Consider the following 20,568-nt stretch of genomic DNA (forward strand, 5'->3'; position numbering starts at 1 on the left):
CAGGCCGGTTGGTCGGGTAAAAAACGAATGATAGAAGTCGACTATTTAGCCGCCACGGTAAACAGAAAGGTGTCTGCGGGTTTGGGAGCCACTACGGTACAGTTGATCCGGTAAATGGTATCGCCCCATTTGCTGACAATACCCCGGTCTTCGGGCGCGTCGAGCTTTACTTTCTCGACGGCTACCTGCATCTGCTTCGGATTGTAGGTCACCACAAAGTCTTTGGCCGGCTGATCGTTGGGCTGGTAGTGAACGAGCAGCTCGCCGGGTTTCAGTACCTCCGCCGGGTAGCAGGTCATCAGATGCTGGGTGAGTGAACTGGCTTTATCCAGGCTGATCACGTCTGTGATCTGAACGTTTTTACCCCGGTTGAGCCGAACCGTCCGCTGCCAGCTTTTCACCCCCGCATCGGCCGGGTAGGCCTTCGCAATATCGACGCCAAACTGGGTGGTGGCGTTACCGGCTTTGTAGGTTACCTGGCTGGCTTTGTAGGTCATGCCCGGCGGCTGGGTCTTGCCGTTGATGGTGGGCAGGTTGTGGTAGTCGGAGCAGTTGTACCAGATCTCATACCGCTTGTCGCTGAAGGTTTTGCGGGTGTAGGTGCCCCGACCCACGTCGATCAGCAGCGGCTGACCGTTGTAATAGACCACGTAATTGCCGATGTCGTTGTGGTTATGGCTTTCGTCGTTGTGCCCGCCTTTGGCCGCTACGTAGAACCCGTCGGTGGTACCGGCTTTGTCGCGGGCGGCAAAGACCTGCAGGTCGGGTAACCAGACGTTCTGAGGCAGGGGCAATCCCTGGGCGGCTTTCTGAAACTCGTCCTGCATAAACAGGGAATAGAAGTGGCGGAAGTAATGAAACTTGCCGACAGCGCCCGTCTCCGGTTTGCGGTAGTAGGCACCGAACCGCATCATGTCGGGGTCGTTGATGGCTTTGCCGTATCGGTAAATCATCGTCGCGGCCATACCGGGCTGCGGATCGGCGTCGGCAAAGTTCAGGAAGTAGCGGTCGCTGATCTGGGCGCGGTAGATAAACCGGCCCATGTTTCTGACCTTCTCGTCGGCATAGACATAGGCAAAGGCATCGTTACTGGCAGTGTTCAGCAGCGCAATGTTATCATAGAGCGACGCGGCAGCGGCTCCCCAGTAGCTGGGCCCCTCGTCGCAGCCGCCATCCTGCGGATACGGGTTCAGGAATTCGTCCAGCACGTCGAGCAGCTTATGCACGGATGACGCTCGTTTGTCGTCGTCTTTTTCCAGCAGCAGCACCGCGTTGAGCCAGTTGGAGCAGATCCAGGGGTTCCAGTTGTTGGGCGCGCGACCCGCAGCGGTCTTGGTCATCCAGCCGTGGGGCTGCGTCATCAGAGGCTGAAAAATCCGGTTATTGGTTTCCGTATAGATCCGTTTGCGGATCTGGGGCGAAACGGCATCCAGCTTGTCACCGAGGTAATAGTCGACCCAGGCCAGGTAGGTGGCGGTTTCGGCCGCAAACAGGTCGACAAACGGTTTCGACACGTCCATCAGCCCGGCATACGAGCGGGAGCGCGGCAGGTGGGCCGGCACGCCCCAGAACGACTCTTCACAAATGGACCAGACGCCGTCGATGATGGGGTCAACAAACCGGCCTTTGTTTTCGTAGATCTCGGCCAGCAGCAGTGTACCCAGCACCTCGCGCTTTTCAAAACTGACGTTCTGGTACTGATCCCGGTCGCCGGTGCGTTCGATGAGCAGCGATTTGGTGGCCGGAATATACGGCCAGGTGTAGGTCAGGTACGTTTCGGCTTTTTTGACATAGGCCTGCATCATGGCCTGATCGGCTTTGGCCCAGCCCGCCCGGTCGTCGCGTTTGGGAAAAGGGGTCCATCTGGCCTGCGGGATCAGGACGCTCTTCAACTGCTCTTTCGTGAATTTACCGCTCAGCAAATCAGCCTGCTGCCCGAAGGCCGCCAGACTGACGAGCAGGGCAACGCATACTCCAGCTACGTGTTTCATAGAATTGGGTCAGGATGTGGCGGGTGGGTCATCCACCGGCCTGAGAAAAGGTAGCGGCTATAACCGCTGCCAGAATAACGAATGGGTCAGGGCAAACACGCCGGTGTCGCGGGCTGCAGCTGTTGATTGGCCGTACTTCTGACCGGCAACGGCCTGCAGGGGAGCAAACTCCTCTACGTGCAGGGCCTTGATCTGCTGAAAGGTCCAGGGCTTTTCCTGGCGGGCGTAGGGCACCAGCCATTCATACGCCTTTCGGATGCTTTTGCCGTCGGGGGTCTGGTAGTTCCAGAGGTCGACGCCTACGGTTTCGGCCAGTTGCGCCAGGGTGAAAAAGCCTTTCAGGTTCATGATCGAGTAGTTCCAGGACAGCGTACGGGCCAGTTCATGCGGCTGGCTACCGTCTGGTTTGAGCTGCGTCTGAATCCGCTTCATGGTCTTCTGTTCGAGCATCTGCCGGGCCAGCGCCCGGTTGTCCAGAAAAAGCGCGAACGCTACCGTCTGTACGTCATAATAAGTGCCGTGGTTGTTATGCTCATCTTCTTCATCCTTGCCGATGGGGCTGGTCAGCATCCAGTCCATGAACTGCTGCACCCAGCCCTGAAGCGCCCGATGATCTTGTTTTGACCAGGCTTTCGATCCCTGCAGCAGCTGAACGGCATCGGTCAGGTTGGCCAGCCCCCGGCTGTCGATCAGTCCGATGCCCCGGCCTTCGGTAATTCCCGGAATAGCCTGGCCGTAGTTCAGGTTCGGGTTCATTTTGGTAGCCGGGTCCAGGAACCAGATCCTCAGCCGCTCGGCCGCGCGACGGGCGTAAGTCTCATTGTCTGAATAATAGTACGCCAGTGCCAGCGTCTGCACGTCGTCGCAGAGGTTCTTGAGGTAGGTCTCGTCCACAATGGCCGACCGCTCCGGGTTGATCTGGCCGTCTTTGCGGATGTACGGTAATCCGTTGGGTTTGGTCGTGTCGGGCCACCAGTAGGGTCCCACGCTCATGTAATCGTGTTTGTTGCCGCTGGGGGGCGTTTTGCTCTTTTCCATGACCGAGTGAGCCGGTCGGGTCAGCACCTGGTCGGCAGCGGTCAGCAAGGCCTGCCGGGCCGCCGTCATCGCCGGGTCACCCTGCCGGATCTTCTGTTTGCTGGCCTGTAGCAGCGTAGCATCCAGCAGGAACGTGGCCGGTTTTCTGACGGGTTGCGCCACCGAGTCAAAAACCAGGGCTATACCAATCAGGCAGCCGCAAAGTGCCAGTCGTTGAGTCAGCTTGTTCATCGATTCGTGGGGGAGGGGAACCAGTACAACCCGTACCGTCTCGACAACGGTACGGGTGTAGGCCGGTTAGTTCAGCTTGAGCCGTTTGATGCTCACCGTCATGGTTTTGGCGGTGTTGTTGACCCCGTTTACATAGACGTAGGCCGCGTAGGCGCCGTCAGCCGTTTTCACGAAGGCGCCCTGATCCGCAGCCATGCCATAGGCGTAGTCTGCTACGTTGGTGAAGGTGGTCCGCTCCAGATCGATATCGTCGATATAGACGTCGAAACCGGCGGTGCCGCGCAGCTGGGCATCCTTCACGTCGACCCGCTTGTCGATGGCCGTACGGGGTTTAGCCAGTCCGGTTGGCAGGACGACGTCCTTGAGGTAATCGGCGTTCGAAGGCGCTACCAGCGCATGGCCGAAGGCATAGTTGCCCGCGCCGAGGGTTGGCCGGTAGATGTAGACCAGATCGATTTTGCTGGCCAGGTTGTTCTGCTCGACTTCGGCTTTGGTATAGGCCGTCATGTCGGCCAGCGAGATGTAGGCTTTGGCGCCGTCGGCCAGTACGATAGACCGTTTCATGTCCATACGGCTGATGCGGTAGGTCGGCGACTGGATGCTGACTTCCTTACCGGTGGAGGAGGTAACACTGAACCGGAACGATACATCTTTCCCCTGCGACGCTGCCGTGGGGTAGTAATAATACCGCAGCGTAATAGCCTTGTTGGTGGCTACATCCAGGATATTAGCGGTCGATATGGCTCCTCGGGTAGCGGTGTCGCCCGCCGTCGCCAGCGGTTCATCGACGCCGGTGCTGCGGTTGGTGTACCAGGAAAACCGGTCGAAGCCAGTGCCGGTGCCGCCGGGCAGGGTCGCTTCGGCCCGAACGGTTTTCAGGTCACCTTCGAGGGTACCGATGGCGTAGGCAAACTCGATCCGGTCGCCCACCACGGCGGGCCCCGTCGTTTTTTTGAGCAGGTCGTTTCTTAGAGGCCCTTCGTCCGGGCTTACGCTAGGCTGGCAGCCAACCGTCAGTAAGGCAGCAACAACCGGGATCAGCGGAAATAGATAGTGGCGCATGGGCAGTTATTGTTGAAGGGTGACCGTTACTGTGTAGGTTTTGCGTACCTGCCGGTTGCCCGACACGACTGTATAGGTCTGCGGCTGGCGGAAGTCCGTCCAGATACCCATGGTGGGTTCTACGATGGCATCGGTCACGACACTGCAATACGGTTTGACGCGCTGCATGTTGGTGCCGAACCGCGCCACGGCCGTCACGGTCAGCGCCGTCGTGTCGATCTTGGTCTGGCCGCTGACCAGCACGGTCCGGTGGTCGGAGCCGAGCAGGTCGAAAAAGGTAACGTAGCACTGCGACCGGCCGGTAATCAGCAGACCGGTGTCATCAATGGGATCGTTGCTGCAGGAAAGCAGGCCTATAACGGCCAGCATACAGAGGAGTTTGGAAAACAAAGACTGGTTCATCGAACAGGGTATTTATGGGCCAAAGCCGGGTTGCCCAACCAGCAGATGGCGCTGGCAGGCCCGGGGCTTATAGCCAGGGTTCGTTCTGAATAATGTTCGGGTTTACTTCAATTTCGCTGGTCGGAATCTGGAAGATATAATACCGCTGGTAGGCGCGCAGGTCGGCATTCACAAATTCATCGCGGACGCGGGTGCCCTGGCTGTCGAAGAGGACCTGCCCGGCTGGCATCGGCCAGATTTCTTCGGCTTTTCTCCACCGGCGGATGTCGAAGAAGCGGTGACCTTCGCCCACCAGCTCAACGATCCGCTCCTGTTCGATGGCTTTGAAGAATTCGGCCTGGGTGGCAAACTTAGCCTGGTTCAGCGCGGGCAGGTTACCCCGTCGACGGATGCGGTTGAGCAGGGTAAAGAGCTCGGGCGTAGGGCCACCGTTGATCTCGTTAACGGCTTCGGCATACATCAGCCACACGTCGGGCAGGCGCATGAGGTAGATATCCTGCGGACCGTCGCTGCGGCCGATACCGCCCGTCTGGCGTACCCATTTCCGGAAGATATACCCGGCCGGGGCGCCGTCGTAGTTGATATACGTAACCCCGTCGCGGCTGCCGAAGCGGAAAGGAATGCTGTCGAGCGCGTTGAGGCCGTCGGTCGAGAGCCGAACCATTTTTTGCTCGTCCCACAGCATCGTAGCCCGCATCCGGTAATCGCGACCAATGTAGGACCGGGGATTCGTGGCGCTGTTGACGAGGGTAGTGTTGCGGCTCAGCACGAGCGGGGGCGCAAAGTCGCCGGTGCTCACCAGCTGATACCGGTTGGCCAGCCGGTAGGTGGGCGCTACCCAGCACTGGGCGTTGCCGGTGTTGCGGGTGCCGAAGTCGCGCATCAGCTCTTCGCCCTGCCCCAGCAGCGGCCCGCCAAACTGAACCGAGAAAAGAATCTCGGGATCGTATTCGTTGAAATACTGGAACAGGTGCCAGTAGTTGGGGTTATCGATCGGGCCGGGTTCGCCATTCCGGAACAGCGGAATATTCTTGTCGATAATCTTCTTGAACTCAGCCGCTGCCGCCATGTAATGCTTCTGGGCTTCGGCGGTTTTTCCCTCGTTTTTCATCCAGCAGGCCCAGTACAGGTTGACTTTGCCGCTGAAGGCCAGAGCCGCCCGCTGCGAGGCCCGTCCCTGGTTATCGCCGGTGTAGGTTTCGGGCAGTACCGAAGCCGCATAGCTCAGGTCGGCCAGGATCGAATCTTTCACGGCCGCCCGCGGGGTGCGGGTGAGGGTATAGGCTTCGGCGTTGCCGTCGAGTCGCTTCGTGAAATACGGCACATCACCCCATAGATCGATCAGCCGGAAGTAGTTCAGTGCACGAATGAAGCGCACCTCGCCCGTCAGCCGGTTCATCAGGGCCTGGTCCGTGGGCGACTGTAAGGTAGCCCGCAGGGTGCCGATGTTGGCCAGCACGTAGTTGGCCCGGTTAATGGCCCGGTAGCAGTCGCCCCACAAAAAGCCGAAGTTGCCACCGTTGGTGGCGTTGGTAGCCGAGCCGATGCCGCCGGGGTTAAACGCGCCCTGGTTGTTGCTAGTGCCGCGGGTATGCACAAATTCACCGGCTCCGTCGAAGTAATAATCGCGGTCAAACGTGGTTCGGTTGGCTTCGTAAACGCCGTTGACGGCAAAGATGGCGTCGTCGGCTGTTTTCCAGAACAGGTCAGACGACAGCTGCGTGGTAGGTACCTGGTCGAGCAGGTCTTCCGTGCAGGAGGCCGCCGTCATCAGGGCTACGCCCAGCAGACAATATAGTTTGGTAAGTCGTTTCATGAGAATGAGTCGGAGAGAGACTACAGATTAAGGTTCAGACCGAACGAGAACGAGCGCAGCAGCGGGAACGGATCGTCCTGGTTGTCGACGCCGGCTACGCTGGTGCTCTTCTCGGGATCGACACCCCGGTATTTGGTGAAGGTCAGCAGGTTCTCGGCCGTGGCGTAGATCCGCAGGCGGCTTACGCCGAAGCGGCTCGTTACCTTGGCCGGGATGTTGTAGCCAGCCTGGATGTTTTTCAGCCGCAGGTAGCTGAAACTATCCAGCCAGAACGTCGATTCGGCCTGGTTGTTGGCTCCTGAACCGCTGACCAGCCGCGGCAGCGAAGCCGACCGGTTATCCAGGTTCCAGGTGTCGTTCCAGTGGAAATCCTGGAAGGCGTTACGCGTAGAGGGTACGTTGACGTTGTTGAACGGCTCGAGCCAGAAGTCTTTCCGGCCCGTTGCGGCCTGCCACAGTACGCTGACGTCGAAGCCGCGCCAGTTGCCGAACAGGTTAAGCCCGTAGGTGCCGATGGGCTGGTCGCGGTTAAACTGCGGCTGTGCTTTGCGGTCTTCGTCGTTGACCTGACCATCGCCGTTGAGGTCTTTGTAGAGAATATCGCCCGGCGAGAAGTACTGGCCCTGGTAAGGAGCATTGGCGATGTCTTCCCAGCTCTGGGCAATGCCCGTCGCTACGCGGCTGTAGGCAAAGTGGTAGGGCATGTTGAGGTACGTAAAGCCCTTGCCCAGAAACTCGTTCCACTGGAGCAGCTTGTTGCGGTTGAACGCCAGGTTCAGGTTGGCGCCCACGTTGGCGTCGCGGACTTTGGCGCGGTAGGTCAGGTTCACCTCCAGACCGCGGTTGCGCAGCTCGCCAATGTTGACGCGGGGCGCCGAATACCCCGACAGAAACGCCGACAGGGTAGATGGCCGGATCATGCCGGTCGTAAGCTTCTGGTAAAAATCGATCTCACTCGACAGCCGTCCGCCGAAGAAAACCAGGTCGAGCCCCAGGTTGGTCACGTTCGTTTCTTCCCAGGAGAAGTCTTCGTTGATGATCTTGGCCGAGCTGAAACCCTTAACGATTTTGCCGTTCAGGATGTAGTTGGTCAGGTTGAAGATGTCGCGCTGCTCATACCGGCCCACGCCCGAGTTATTCCCGAGTTTACCGATCGAGGCCCGCACCTTACCCGATGAGAGGAAGTTGGAAAACCGCTTGAAAAACGGCTCTTCCGAAAAGCGCCATCCGGCCGAAGCCGACGGGAAGAAACCGTACTGGAAACCCGGCAGAAACTTGCTGGAGCCGTCGTAACGCGCGTTGACTTCGAACAGATACCGATCGTTGACGACGTAGTTGACCCGGCCAATACCCGACCGCAGCCCTTCGGCATCGGAGTTGCCACCGGCGGCCTGGGTCGTGGTCAGGGCTGCGTCTATCTCGCTCAGCAGCGGGTTGATCCGGTCCTGACGGCTGGCCGACAGGTTGCGGTTGAACCAGTATTCTTCCGTATACGCGCCCAGCAGGCTGAGCTGGTGGTTGCCGAACAGGGTTTTGTTGTAAGTCACCCGCCCCTGCAGCAGGGTTTTGTAGCCGGAGTTGACCGCATTGCTGATGCCGGCGCTGGGGGCTACCAGGTTCCGCGCAATCAGTCCCGTCTGGAAGTTGTACTCGTCGGTGGGGTCAGAATAGCTCTTGACGAACTGGTTGTAGTACCGCAGGCCGTAGTCGCCCCGTACGGTCAGGCCCTCAATTGGGTTCCACTCGCCGTAGAGGTTGGCGTTCAGTTCCTGCCGGTCGTTCTGGTTGTGGTTCACCTCAAATTGAGAGAGCATATTCCGGGCAAAGGCATCTTCACCGTAGGCCATAATACCGCCATACTGGCCGGTGTTCGGGTTCTTCGGCAGTATACCCGCCACCGCGTACCGGATGTCATAGCCGGCCGTTCCGTTGTAGGTGATAAATCCTTCCTGGTTGGCGTACTCCTGCTTGGACCACTGACCATCCATCCGGATACCGACTTTGATGTTGTCCCGGACTTTGTAGTCGAGGTTGAAACGGGTGTTATACCGGCGGTAGTTGTGGTTGATCAGCACCCCCAATTCATCGAAAATACCCGCCGACAGGTAGAAGTTAGCCCGGTCTGTACCGCCCGAGGCCGACAGGTTGTGGGTCTGAATCCGGCCGTTGTCGCGCAGGATGACGTCCCACCAGTTGGTGCTGGGGTACTTGATCGGATCGACCATACTCTTCGACAGCCAGTCTTCTACCGTGCCGTAGCGATAGGTCGTCGACGAGGCTCCGGCGCCGGACGCCCGCAGGTGCATGGTCAGCGACCGGGCGTAATCGTCGAAGTAATTGTAGAAGTTGGTAGGCTGCGACAGGCCGTAGGTGCCCGTGTAGCTGATCTGCGCTTTCTTGTTCTGCGAACCGTTTTTGGTGGTGATCAGCACCACGCCATTGGCCGCCCGCGAGCCGTAGACCGAGGCCGAAGCCGCGTCTTTCAGTACCGAGATGCTGGCCACGTCGTTCATGTCGATCCGGTTGATGTCGACATCGGGAATACCGTCGACGACGATCAGCGGACCGGCGTTGTTGACCGTACCCAACCCCCGGATCACCAGTGCGGCTCCACTGCGACCCGCCTGCCCCGTCGACTGCTGAACGGCGAGGCCCGGAATCAGCCCCGAAAGGCCCGACGATACGTTGGCCAGCGAGCGGCTGGCGATTTTTTCATCGATGGTGATGGCGGCAACCGCCCCCGTCAGGTTCTCTTTTTTCTGGGTACCGTATCCAACAACGACTACCTCGTTCAGGGTCTTGATGTCGGGCGCCATGGCCACATCGAGGGTGGTTTCGCTGGTGATGGCTACCTCTTTGGGGAGGTACCCGATGGCCGACACCACGAGTGTACCGCCACCGGTAGGTACGTTGATCGTGAATTTGCCATCGGCATCGGATGTCGTTCCCGTTTTGGCGTCGTTTTTCAACACCACCGTTGCACCGGGGAGGCCGGTTCCTTTTTCGTCGAGCACCCGACCGCTGAACCGGTAGGAGCCCACGGGGCGGGTGGCAGGCGTTTGCCCGCTTCCCGGCGTCACGGCCTGCCCGAGGGCGGCTCCGGTGACCAGCGCTACGGCTAGCCAGCCGTGCATCATCGGCCGTATGACGTGAGTAGATAGAGGTTTATACATGAGCAAGAATCACAGGTTAATTGGTTTACAGGCAATGGGGTAATCAATCTAATCGGGAGCAGGCCGCTGGGAGAAGTCGTTTATAAGCGGGTGCCAACCCGTAAAACGGGCGGGCACCAACGTATGGCGGCTTACTGAATGAGTATCGATTCGTGTCTGGTTAGGCGGGGTTAGCTGCGTTTTTTGCGCAGCGCATCGTAGCGCAGCAATGCTTCCAGGTAGTAGTAGTCGGCGTAGACCAGCGGCACGTCGATCTCGCTCTTGCCGGGTTTGTGACCCACACTGTGCTTCAGGATAAAATGGTTGTTCTCGCCCACTTTAGCCCGGTAGGCAGGTCCCGACAGGCTTTCCAGCATCTGCACCGCCGACTGGTAGTATTTTTTGGCCGAGGGGCCGCCATAGGTGCTTAGCTCCAGCAGGGCCGAAGACGCAATAGCGCCGGCCGATGCGTCGCGCTCTTCGTTCGGGATGCCCGGCGCGTTGAAGTCCCAATACGGAATTTTATCGGCGGGCAGGTTGGGGTGGTTCAGGAAAAAGTCGGCAATGCGCTGGGCCTGCTGCAGGTACGTTTTGTCTTTGGTTTCGCGGTACATGGTCGTATAGCCGTACAGCGCCCAGGCCTGGCCCCGCGCCCAGGCCGACTCGTCGGCATAGCCCTGGTGGGTTCGGCGGGCCAGCACCTTGCCACCGTCGCCGTAGCAGATGACGTGGTAGCTGCTGGCATCGGGCCGGAAGTGGTTTTTCAGGGTCTGGTTCGCATGGGTAACGCTGAGGTCCCGAAGTCGTTTGTCTCCCGACTCGCGGGCGGCCCAGAACAGGAACTCCAGGTTCATCATGTTATCGATGATGACGGGATAGTCGTACTTTTCGCCGGCCTTATCCTTGAAGCTGTTCCACGATTTGATGACCCCGTAATCGGGCCGGAACCGGGTCGAGAGCGACTGCGCACCCGTCAGCATGATGGTGCGGTACTGCGGATTTTTGGTGAGCCGGTACCCGTTTCCGAAGGGGCAGTAGAGCATGAAGCCCAGATCGTGGGTGCCGGTGTTGTGCTGCTCTTTGGCAACGGCCATGGTCCATTTGTGGGCCGCGTCTTTCCACTTCGGGTCGCCGGTCTGCTCGAACAGGTACCAGAGCGATCCGCCGAAGAAACCGCTGCACCACCAGCTCGATTTCATATCGCGCGGGCTGCCGTCGGGGTTGGTCGACTGCGGAAATTTGGTCGTGTCGGGATGCGACTGCAACATGCCCTCGTATTGCTGAGCCGCGAAGGCAAAAGCACCCTTGACGTCGATGGGCGTCTGGGCCGGCGCCAGTTGGGTCAGTAAAACCAGGCCAAGTATAGAAATAGAACGTTTGATCATCGTAGTGCTGAAATAGGTGAGAAGTCCATGTCGGCGAAGTCTTTGTTTTCGCCGGCCATACCCCAGATAAAGGAATACGAAGAGGTGCCGCAACCCGAGTGAATGGACCAGGGCGGAGAAATAATGGCCTGGTGGTTGGCCACGACGAGATGGCGGGTCTGATCGGGCGGACCCATAAGGTGAAAGACGCGATGGTCGGGGTGCAGGTCGAAATAGCAGTAGGCCTCCATACGCCGGTCGTGTACGTGCGCGGGCATCGTGTTCCAGACACTACCCGGTTCCAGGACCGTAAGGCCCATCACGAGCTGGCAGCTGGCTAGTCCGGCGGCATGGATGTATTTGTAGATGGTCCGTTCGTTGGCCGTTTCCCGGGCCCCGAGCCGGATGGGGCTGGCGTCTTCTTTGGCCAGTTTAGCCGTCGGGTGGGCGTAATGGGCCGGGGCCGACATCAGAAAAAAGCGGGCCGGCTCACCGGCATCAAAGCTCTGGAACGTCACCGACCGGCTTCCCTGGCCCACGTACAAGGCGTCGAGCGCCGTCAGGGAATAGGAAGTACCATCGACTACAACCGAGCCGGGGCCGCCTACGTTGATGATGCCCAGTTCGCGACGCTCCAGGAAAAACGAGGTTTTAAGATTGTCGTAGGGAGGAAGCTCGATCGAATCGTAGATCGGTAGCACGCCACCAACGATCACCCGATCGTAATGAGTGTATACCGTCTGGATGCTGTCGGGCTCGAACAGGGATTCGACCAGAAAATGATCGCGCAATTTCTCCGTGGTGAAATGTTGCATTTCACCCAGGCCAACCGCGTGGAGAATGGGCATTACGGTAGTGTCTGTTATCATGCGAAAACGAGTACGTGTTTGAGATTAGCTGGAATAGATACGGACTGGAATGGTCTCTTTACAAGAAGCTTAATTAGGTATATGGCAGGCGTACTGTGTTGGAAAAGTGATAAATGAGCCTGGGTGGAGAGCGGTTGTTTCTAACAAAAAAGAAAGGTTGACTGTACAGGTCATTTAGCTTTTTCAAGGAAATTATACGCTTGAGGTAAGCTTGTCAATAGCCAACATATCCAGAAAGTGAACATTCTTCCCGCAAACGTTGCCGCAAACGTTTGCGGGAAGAATTATTTTTTGAAAACATTACACTTTACGGGTACAGGCTAAACGGAGTAGCCTAATCGCTTTTTTGGTATGGCAAGGAACGTTAGGGCGCTTTATATAAATTTAATACTATTTGGGGATCCGATAAAAAAGCCGCAGCGCCTGTCTGGTTGGGTAGACAGGCGCTGCGACTTTGGACGGAATAAGGTATAGATAAACCTGCTGCGAATGCAGACTGGCGACGTTTAATCTTTGGTCAAGACACCATCAACATTCCGCCAGATGCCGAGCGGATTGCCGTTTTGTAAGGCGGGCGGCAGGAGCGCATCCGGAAAACTCTGGTACGAGACCGGACGGACCCAGCGCAGAATGGCCGCGGTGCCCACCGACGTCGTACGACTGTCGCTGGTGGCCGGAAAGGGGCCTCCATGGGTCATGGCTTCGCAGACCTCTACGCCGGTAGGAAATCCGCCAAACAGCACCCGACCCGCCTTTTCCTGTAACCGGCCGATCCAGTCGTACGCCGACTGCTGTAACTCGTCGGGCGTAGCGTATAAGGTTGCTGTCAGCTGCCCTTCCAGCGAATCGATGCAATCGGCCAGTTCGGCTTCGGTCTGGCAAATAACCACCAGCGAGCTGGGTCCGAAAATCTCGTGGCTGAGGTCCGTATTCGACATGAACAGGGGAGCGGTGGTGGTCAGCACCGTAGGCCGGCCTTCGGTGCGGCTCTCATCGGCATCCGTTTCTGCTTCGGCCAGTAGATGAACGCCGGGCAGCACCCGAATTTGCTGAACCCCTTTCTGATAGGCTTGCTGAATACCGGCGTTGAGCATGGTTGCGGGCGCAGTAGCCCGTATTTTCTCAGCTACGGTTTCCAGAAAGGCGTTGGTCAGGCTTTCTCCACCGTCGAGCATGAAAACCAGCCCCGGATTGGTGCAAAACTGCCCGACCCCCAGCGTGACGGAGGCTGCCAGCCCGGCTGCTACTTTCGTGGGGTCCTCGGCAATGGAGCCCGGCAGCACGATTAGCGGGTTGACTGCGCTCATTTCGGCATAGACCGGAATGGGTTCGGGGCGTTCCTGAGCTACCCGCAAGAGAGCTAAACCGCCCCGGCGCGATCCGGTGAAGCCAACGGCTTTTATGGCAGGGTGAGCAACCAGGCGCTGGGCTACTTCGTTGTCGGCATGGAGCAGCGAGAACACCCCGTCGGGCATACCGGTTTTCTGAGCTGCCGTAGCTATAGCTGACCCTACCATAGAGGAGGTACCCGGATGCGAGGGGTGGGCTTTGCAGACAACCGGACAGCCAGCCGCCAGGGCCGATGCGGTATCGCCCCCGGCTACCGAAAAAGCCAGCGGGAAGTTACTCGCTCCAAACACGACCACCGGTCCGAGCGGCACCAGCATCCGGCGCAGGTCGGGCCGGGGAAGGGGTTGCCGGTCGGGAAGAGCCGGATTGATGCGGGCGTCGACCCAGGAGCCTTCCCGAAGCAGGTTGGCAAAGAGCCGGAGCTGGCCGGTGGTACGGCCGCGCTCGCCCGCAATCCGGCCGGTGGGCAGGCCGCTTTCCAGCACCGCCCGTTCGATCAGGGCATCGCCCAGGTTTTCGATTTCGGCTGCAATGGCGTCGAGGAAATCGGCCCGCTGCTGCGGACTGCGTTTCTGGTAGGGCGCAAAAGCGGCCAGCGCTTTCTCAACGGCCATGTCGGCCTGTTCAGCGGTCACGTTGGTGAACTCGTCGGGTAAGAGGTCGCCCTGGGCCGGGGCGTAGGCCTGGAATGAATCCCCTTCGCCAAGGACTGATTCGTGGCCAATGAGGTTTGTGGTAAGCGGTTGAGCTATCATGGATTGGTTGTATCTGATTCGGGTGAACCGGCTGGCTGGGCTACCGGTCATTCAGTATGATCAGGCCAGTGGCCCGACACGCTCCAGCAGGGCTTTGGATTTGCGGATGCCTTCGTATTCGTCGAGGTTTGCCCCTTCGTACTCAATACCCACAATACCCCGGAAACCACTGTCTTTGACGATCTTCATCATTCGGGCAAAATCGACCAGGGTGTCATTGCCCTGCGCATCGAAGTCGTGGGTCTTGGCCGATACGCCTTTCGCAAACGGCATCATCTCTTTGGTTCCTTTGTAGCGGTCATATTCTTCAACGCAGGCGCCCCCCCATTCGGTGCCGTTATCGGCCCGGCGCAGGCAGAAATTGCCAAAATCGGGCAGCGTACCGACATTTTTCATGTTGACCTGCTTCATAACGGTGGTCAGCCACTCACCGTTGGAGGAATGGCCGCCGTGATTCTCGACAATGACGTTGATGTTCATGGTTTTGGCAAACTCACCGAGCTTGCCCAGTCCATCGACCGCGCTTTTCATCACATCGGCCGCTGAGCCAATGCCGTGGGCGTTGACCCGGATGGTCTTACAGCAGAGGTATTTGGCGCACTCGACCCATTTTTTGTGGTTGTCGACCGCCGTTTGCCGCTTGGCTGCGTCGAGATCGCCCAGTCCACCCTCACCGTCGATCATGATGAGGTGATTGCTGACGCCGTTGTCTTTGCAGCGCGTCAGCAGGTCGTTGAGGTAGGTTTTGTCCTGAGCCTTGTCCTTAAAGAACTGGTTGACGTACTCAACAATACTGATGTCGAATTCTTTACGGGCAATAGCCGGAAAATCGAGGTTGGTAATTTTCTTGGCGAAGAGGGTTTTATGCAGCGACCATTCGGCCAGCGAGATCTCGAAGAACATCTTTTTCTTCATGGGGCCAGCAACGAGTTCGGGCAGAAAAGCCATTCCGGCTGCGAATCCGGCGGCTTGCTGAATAAATTGACGGCGATTGGTAGTCATAACAGGCCAGGTTTGGAGATTAGCGTTTGAAGTCTGTAGTTCGTAGTTTACAGGACCAGGTTCGGCCGCTAAACTACAAACTTCAAACGTCAAACTACGAACAATATACCCATCTATGCTTTCCTTCGAGACGATTGCCGAGGCCCACGACCGCATCAGACCCTATATCCACCGCACGCCGGTGCTGACCAACCAGACCATTAATGAACGGGCCGGCGCCGACTTGTATTTCAAGTGCGAAAATTTCCAGAAAATAGGTGCTTTCAAGGCGCGTGGGGGCACAAACGCGGTGCTACAGGTAGCTCAAAACCGCGAAGGCACCGCCATCACCACCCATTCGTCGGGTAATCATGCCCAGGCTATTGCCTATGCGGCCCGACAGGTTGGTCTGCCTGCCTATATCGTGATGCCCCGCAACGCTCCGCAGGTCAAAAAAGACGCGGTCCGGGGCTATGGCGCCGAAGTAATCGAGTGTGAGCCAACGCTCGATGCCCGCGAACAGGGCGTGCGGGACATCATAGCCCGTACCGGCGCTGTACTGGTGCATCCATTCGACGACGATCGGGTTATTGCCGGACAGGCTACAGCGGCTAAGGAACTGATTGAAGATGCGGGGCAGGCAACTCCGTTTCAGGTGATCATGGCGCCGGTGGGCGGGGGCGGGTTGCTGAGCGGCACGGCGCTGGCCACGCACTACCTGTCTCCGGGCAGCCGCGTTGTGGCGGGAGAGCCGGCCGGCGCTGCCGATGCGGTGCTGTCGTTTCAGTCCGGAAAGGTCGAGAAGGCTCCGTTTATCGATACGATTGCCGATGGGTTGCTGACCAGCCTGAGCGAGCGGACTTTATCCATTATACGTGCGCATGTATCGGAGATTCTGACCGTGTCCGACGCGGAGATTGTGGCAGCTATGCGGCTGGTCTGGGAGCGGATGAAGATCATCATCGAGCCTTCGTGTGCGGTGCCGCTGGCAGTCGTGCTAAAACACCCAGATCGGTTTGCGGGCCAGAAAATTGGCATCATCCTGACCGGTGGTAATGTGGACCTGGGTAAACTGCCTTTCTGATGCTTACGATCCAGCCCATAGCCTACGAGCAGACCTACCCGCTCCGCCACGAAGTACTCTGGCCCGACAAACCCGTCGAGTACGTTCAGATTGATAACGATGCCGAGGGTTACCACTACGGGGCCTTTCTGGCCGATGAGCTGGTCGCGGTTATTTCGTTGTTTATCGAACCCGGCGAGGGCGGTCCCGTTCGGGCACGGTTTCGCAAATTTGCAACCCGGCCCGACCGCCAGCGGCAGGGAATCGGTACCCAGCTGATGAACCACGTCATTGCCGAAGCCCGGCGCCTGGGGGCGGAAACCCTCTGGTGCGACGCGCGACTCGATGCGGCCGACTTTTACCAGCGTTTTGGTATGGAACCCTACGGCGAAGGTTTTTACAAGGGTGCGATCCCGTACAACAAGTTTTCGCTGATGCTGTACCCGGCGCTCAACCCCTGAAACGGGAACAGGCTGACTTATCTGCCGAACAGTGCAGGATTCCCGGCCGAAAACGGGGGTAAAAACCCAGAATCCGTAACCGGGCCGCTGTATTAATGGTTACTATAGAATGAGTCGGGTAGCAGACATGCCGGTAACTGATCGCCTGCGGGCCCTGGTTAGTTGATTCTATGCTGTCACATGGCTCGTCATCCGTTAATACGTCTTGCTCAACAATGAAAACAACACCCATTTTAATGCTGGGGTTAGCCTCAGCCCTGCTGGCCTGTGGTCAGAAAAAAGAAGAAAACGCGGCTGCCGGGGCCGATACGGTATCCACGGCCAGCACGGACCTGAAACTTCCGGCGCCCTATGCCACCAAATCGGCGGCTCATTTCAGCAACGTGGTTGGCTGGTCGGAAGGCCAGATGCCCAAAGCACCCGCCGGCTTCACCGTGTCAGAATATGCTCGTGATTTCGATAGCCCACGCTGGATCTATGTGGCACCTAATGGCGACATCTTCGTGGCCGAGTCGAAGACGGAGCGTAAGGGAATCAAAACGAAGGTCGTAAACGCCGTTTCGGGGAAAAACAAGTCCGAGCCCGGTGGAGAAAGCCCCAACCGAATCACGATCCTGCGCGATACCAATAAAGATGGTAAGCCCGATCTGCGTCAGGCGTTCGTAACGGGCCTCAACCAGCCATTTGGTATGCTGGTGCTGGGCGATAAATTCTACATAGCCAATACCGATGGGCTGCTGATGTTCCCGTACAAGGCCGGGCAAACTACCCTGACCGGTCAGGGCAAAAAGATACTGGAGCTACCCGCCGGCGGTTATAACAACCACTGGACGCGCAACCTGCTGGCCAGCCTCGATGGCAAGAAGATTTACATATCCGTCGGATCGGGTAGTAACGTAGGCGAAAACGGGATGGAACATGAGGTTCGGCGGGCCAATATTCTGGAGATCAACCCAGACGGCTCAGGGGAGCGTATCTACGCCAGCGGTCTGCGGAACCCGGTTGGTATGGACTGGCAGCCGGGCAACGGCAGTCCGGTGCTGTTTACGGCCGTGAACGAGCGCGACGAACTGGGCGATGATCTGGTGCCTGATTACCTGACGAGCGTAAAAGCCGGTGCTTTTTATGGCTGGCCCTACAGTTACTTCGGCGCCAACGAAGACCCCCGCCGGAAAGGCGAACGGCCCGATCTGGTCGAGAAAACGGTCGTTCCCGATGTGCCGCTGGGCTCGCACACGGCTTCATTGGGACTGGCTTTCTATGACCAGAAAGCCTTCCCGGAACGCTATCACAACGGCGCTTTCATTGGGCAGCATGGCTCCTGGAACCGCTCTGAGTTTTCGGGTTACAAGGTTGTATTCGTTCCCTTCGAAAATGGGAAGCCGGGTAAGCCAGAAGATTTCCTGACGGGTTTCGTGGCCGGTAAAGACAAAGATGTCTATGGCCGTCCGGTTGGGGTTAGTGTACTACCCGACGGGTCGATGCTCGTTGCAGACGATGCCGCCGGCCGCATCTGGCGGGTTGCCGCCGGCCAGTAGGTACTGGCTCATCAGACAAACAGACCGGCCTGTCGACAGTAAGTATGTCGACAGGCCGGTCTGTTTGTAGGGAACGTCAAAGCTGATAGAACAGGCGGAGCCGCGCGCCGAAGGCGGGTTCGCTGGTCCAGTTCATAGTAGCCTGCAACGGTTTGGTTAACAACAGCCCCCCTTGCGCTGCCCAGTGGCCCTGCTGCCATTCAAGGGTGGCGCTGGCCGTATAGGAGCTGATCAGATCGACGGGCAATTTCTTTGTGAACTCGACGGACTCGAAGCCATTGTAGCCCCCAAACATGGGTTTCGGATAGCTGAACGAAACGTGAGCTGTACTCGTCAGATTTAGATAGGTACCCAGCGCCGGGGTCAGCGACAGGTGCTGATTCAGCGGTACCCGATAGCCAATCTGCAATGGAATCTGATACCGGGTGGTTTTCAGGCTGATGCTGTAGATCTCGCGTTTAGGGTCAAAACCCGGCGGGGGAGCGTACTCGTACCGGAAATTACGGCGCGTCTGGTACTTGAAATCTTCGTCGTTGGCGTAGGAACCTACTTTGTAAGTAGACTGCGCCAAACCAAGGCTCAGGGCCCAGCGGTTGGCGAAGACAAACTCCGACACGGCCCCCAGGCTGAAGAGCTGTGGCTGAAGATCCATCCCCACACCCAGCCGAACGTTGACCGCTATCGGATCGACGCGCTGGCTCTCCGGCGCCTGAGCCACTGCCGGTCCCGCTGGCTGGGTTACGGCCGGACGCGTACGCTTGAGCCGACGGCTGAGAAGCCCATTCCAGTCGACCGGTTCCTGTGTAAGAGGGCGGGTATTGACCGGCTGGTAGGCCGTCTCGACGGGAGCCACTGGATCCCCTTCGGCCGACTGGCCCGTGGCTAATGACCCGCCTGGTTCAGCCGTGTTTGTAGCCGCCACCCCGGTCGTGCCCGGTAGGTCGGTCCGGCTGCCGTCGGAGCCGTCGGCTGACGAGGCAGGGTTTCGGGCTGGCGACGAGTTTGCCGACGGACGGGCAGACGCTCGTTCCTGGCTATTTTTACGTTTGGTGGTTAACAGGGTACGTGTAGACGTTGGGTCATACGAGGGTAGGTTAGATTGATCGCTGGTTGACGGGGTCGGTCGATTTTCTGAGCCGCCTACTTCCTGCCGGGCAAGCGGGTCGGCAGACGGGGACTCGGGGGGCAGCGAAGGCGTCGATTGGGGCCGCGATCGGTCAATACCGGCATACCGCTCCGTACCCGGCTGGCTTCGGCCGGCGGGCAGTTCGGTGCCTGGCTGCGCAGGCACCGGCACGTAACGGGTAATGTATACCGTGTCGATCCGTGAGAGAACTGACGAGTGGGCAGACTCACGTCTCGATACAGTGGGGTCGGCGGGCTGGGACTGCGATGCGGTAGGGGGAGCCGCCAGTTTGTCTACAGGCAGGCCCGAGCCGGGTTGCGGCTGCCGAATAGTGGATGACGGCGACTGGCGCAGTTGCGAAACCGCCTGCCGAAGCTGATTGATTTCAGCATGTTGCCAGACACTCAGGGCCAGCAAAACAATAGAGCTGATACTGGCCGCGGCTACCAGCCAGGGCCGGGCATACCAGCCCGCGCCATGCAGGGGCTGAACGGTGCCGGAACCGCCCGGGTCCGATAAGCCGGCCTGTTGCAGCGATGCCTGCATGCGCTGCCAGTCTTTATCTTGAAACTCCGGACGAATACTTTCCAGTTTTCGCCGGATTAGTTCGGTGAATCGGTCAGTTCTCATGAGATCGTATAAGGAGCCTGCGGATTGTTTTTTTCATGGAATGGATAAGCCTGCCGGATCATGTCCTGCAGTTTGTACCGGGCGCGGGCAAAATTGGAGCGCACCGTAGCTTCGTTCTGGTTCAGTATGCCAGCTATTTCGTGCAGGCTGTATCCATCTACTACGTGCATCATAAACACGGTTCGGTGGGTGGGGGTTAACTTCTGAACCAGGGCCAGAATCTCGTCGGCGGCCATCTGATCGACCACATCGTCGTCGAAGGCTACCTGTTCGCTGGTTTCGAGGGATGAATGCTGGTCAAAACGCTGGTTTTTGCGGTAATGGCTGATGGCCGTATTGACCATGATTGTACGAAGCCAGGCTTTGAAAGGCAGCGTCTCATCGAAATTGTCGAGGTGTTGAAAGGCCTTCAGGAAGCCTTCATTCAGCACATCTTCGGCTTCTTCCGTACTGGAGGTGTAGCGCAGGCAGATACTTTTAGCGTAGCCGAAGAACTGTTTAAAGAGCGTCCGCTGCGCCCGTGGATCTTTGGCGCGACAGGCCCGAATGACGCTCAGCAGGTCATTATCGGAGAACGAGGACGATTTTCTGAAGAACAAAGTCAAACCAGGTTATCGTGGACGCAAGGGGGATATCAACAGCAATACGCACCTGGCCGGTGAAGCGTTGCACGGTACTGAATTTTTGTCTTTTTTTTTACCGGATGCCACGTTTTATCCGCTCATCACGTACGGGCGGG

The 20,568-nt window shown here is 58.2% G+C and carries 15 protein-coding genes; 3 read left to right on the forward strand and 12 right to left on the reverse strand.

Annotated elements, in window-relative coordinates:
* Nucleotides 1-41: 41 nt before the first annotated feature.
* The 10 genes from B1C80_RS18375 to B1C80_RS18420 all read right to left on the reverse strand — a co-directional run bounded on the left by B1C80_RS18375 (nucleotide 42) and on the right by B1C80_RS18420 (nucleotide 15,032).
* Nucleotides 42-1,991, reverse strand: coding sequence for a heparinase II/III family protein (locus B1C80_RS18375; RefSeq protein ID WP_077922670.1), 1,950 nt, complete (start codon nucleotides 1,989-1,991; stop codon nucleotides 42-44).
* Nucleotides 1,992-2,048: 57 nt separating this feature from the next.
* Nucleotides 2,049-3,260 (reverse strand): alginate lyase family protein, encoded by a 1,212-nt coding sequence (locus tag B1C80_RS18380; RefSeq protein WP_077922671.1) that lies wholly within the window; start codon nucleotides 3,258-3,260, stop codon nucleotides 2,049-2,051.
* 66 nt (nucleotides 3,261-3,326) lie between these two features.
* Entirely contained in the window at nucleotides 3,327-4,322 is a 996-nt protein-coding gene (locus B1C80_RS18385; protein ID WP_077922672.1) for a DUF4466 family protein, read from the reverse strand.
* 6 nt (nucleotides 4,323-4,328) lie between these two features.
* Nucleotides 4,329-4,724 carry a hypothetical protein gene (locus tag B1C80_RS18390; protein ID WP_077922673.1) on the reverse strand — a complete coding sequence of 132 codons (396 nt, stop codon included), beginning with the start codon at nucleotides 4,722-4,724 and terminating at the stop codon, nucleotides 4,329-4,331.
* A 67-nt stretch (nucleotides 4,725-4,791) separates the two neighbouring features.
* Entirely contained in the window at nucleotides 4,792-6,540 is a 1,749-nt protein-coding gene (locus B1C80_RS18395) for a RagB/SusD family nutrient uptake outer membrane protein (RefSeq protein ID WP_077922674.1), read from the reverse strand.
* A gap of 20 nt (nucleotides 6,541-6,560) precedes the next feature.
* Nucleotides 6,561-9,713, reverse strand: coding sequence for a TonB-dependent receptor (locus B1C80_RS18400; RefSeq protein WP_077922675.1), 3,153 nt, complete (start codon nucleotides 9,711-9,713; stop codon nucleotides 6,561-6,563).
* A gap of 170 nt (nucleotides 9,714-9,883) precedes the next feature.
* Nucleotides 9,884-11,077, reverse strand: coding sequence for a glycoside hydrolase family 88 protein (locus B1C80_RS18405; RefSeq protein ID WP_077922676.1), 1,194 nt, complete (start codon nucleotides 11,075-11,077; stop codon nucleotides 9,884-9,886).
* Nucleotides 11,074-11,904 (reverse strand): 5-dehydro-4-deoxy-D-glucuronate isomerase, encoded by an 831-nt coding sequence (kduI, locus tag B1C80_RS18410; protein ID WP_236648830.1) that lies wholly within the window; start codon nucleotides 11,902-11,904, stop codon nucleotides 11,074-11,076. Before kduI ends, B1C80_RS18405 begins: the two co-directional genes overlap by 4 nt.
* A gap of 527 nt (nucleotides 11,905-12,431) precedes the next feature.
* Entirely contained in the window at nucleotides 12,432-14,030 is a 1,599-nt protein-coding gene (locus B1C80_RS18415) for an aldehyde dehydrogenase (NADP(+)) (protein WP_077922678.1), read from the reverse strand.
* Between the two features lie 60 nt (nucleotides 14,031-14,090).
* Nucleotides 14,091-15,032 carry a sugar phosphate isomerase/epimerase gene (locus tag B1C80_RS18420; protein WP_077922679.1) on the reverse strand — a complete coding sequence of 314 codons (942 nt, stop codon included), beginning with the start codon at nucleotides 15,030-15,032 and terminating at the stop codon, nucleotides 14,091-14,093.
* A 115-nt stretch (nucleotides 15,033-15,147) separates the two neighbouring features.
* On the opposite strand from B1C80_RS18420, the gene B1C80_RS18425 reads away from it, so the two are divergent.
* The 3 genes from B1C80_RS18425 (at nucleotide 15,148) to B1C80_RS18435 (ending at nucleotide 18,073) form a co-directional block, all read left to right on the forward strand.
* The gene (locus tag B1C80_RS18425) at nucleotides 15,148-16,095 is read left to right on the forward strand and encodes a threonine/serine dehydratase (protein WP_077922680.1); all 948 of its coding nucleotides are present in this window, start codon (nucleotides 15,148-15,150) and stop codon (nucleotides 16,093-16,095) included.
* On the forward strand, nucleotides 16,095-16,535 hold the full coding sequence (locus tag B1C80_RS18430; RefSeq protein ID WP_077922681.1) for a GNAT family N-acetyltransferase: 441 nt from the start codon (nucleotides 16,095-16,097) through the stop codon (nucleotides 16,533-16,535). The genes B1C80_RS18425 and B1C80_RS18430 overlap by 1 nt, the downstream gene beginning before the upstream one ends.
* A 215-nt stretch (nucleotides 16,536-16,750) precedes the next feature.
* On the forward strand, nucleotides 16,751-18,073 hold the full coding sequence (locus tag B1C80_RS18435; RefSeq protein WP_077922682.1) for a sorbosone dehydrogenase family protein: 1,323 nt from the start codon (nucleotides 16,751-16,753) through the stop codon (nucleotides 18,071-18,073).
* Between the two features lie 76 nt (nucleotides 18,074-18,149).
* On the opposite strand, the gene B1C80_RS18440 is transcribed toward B1C80_RS18435, so the two are convergent.
* Both B1C80_RS18440 and B1C80_RS18445 read right to left on the reverse strand, forming a co-directional pair.
* A complete protein-coding gene (locus B1C80_RS18440) occupies nucleotides 18,150-19,829 on the reverse strand; it encodes a hypothetical protein (protein WP_077922683.1) in 1,680 nt (559 codons plus the stop codon).
* Nucleotides 19,826-20,428, reverse strand: a complete 603-nt coding sequence (locus B1C80_RS18445; RefSeq protein ID WP_077922684.1) for an RNA polymerase sigma factor — start codon at nucleotides 20,426-20,428, stop codon at nucleotides 19,826-19,828. Before B1C80_RS18445 ends, B1C80_RS18440 begins: the two co-directional genes overlap by 4 nt.
* Nucleotides 20,429-20,568 lie beyond the last annotated feature (140 nt).

The sequence above is a fragment of the Spirosoma sp. 209 genome (genome assembly GCF_002006735.1).
Lineage (GTDB): Bacteria > Bacteroidota > Bacteroidia > Cytophagales > Spirosomataceae > Spirosoma > Spirosoma sordidisoli.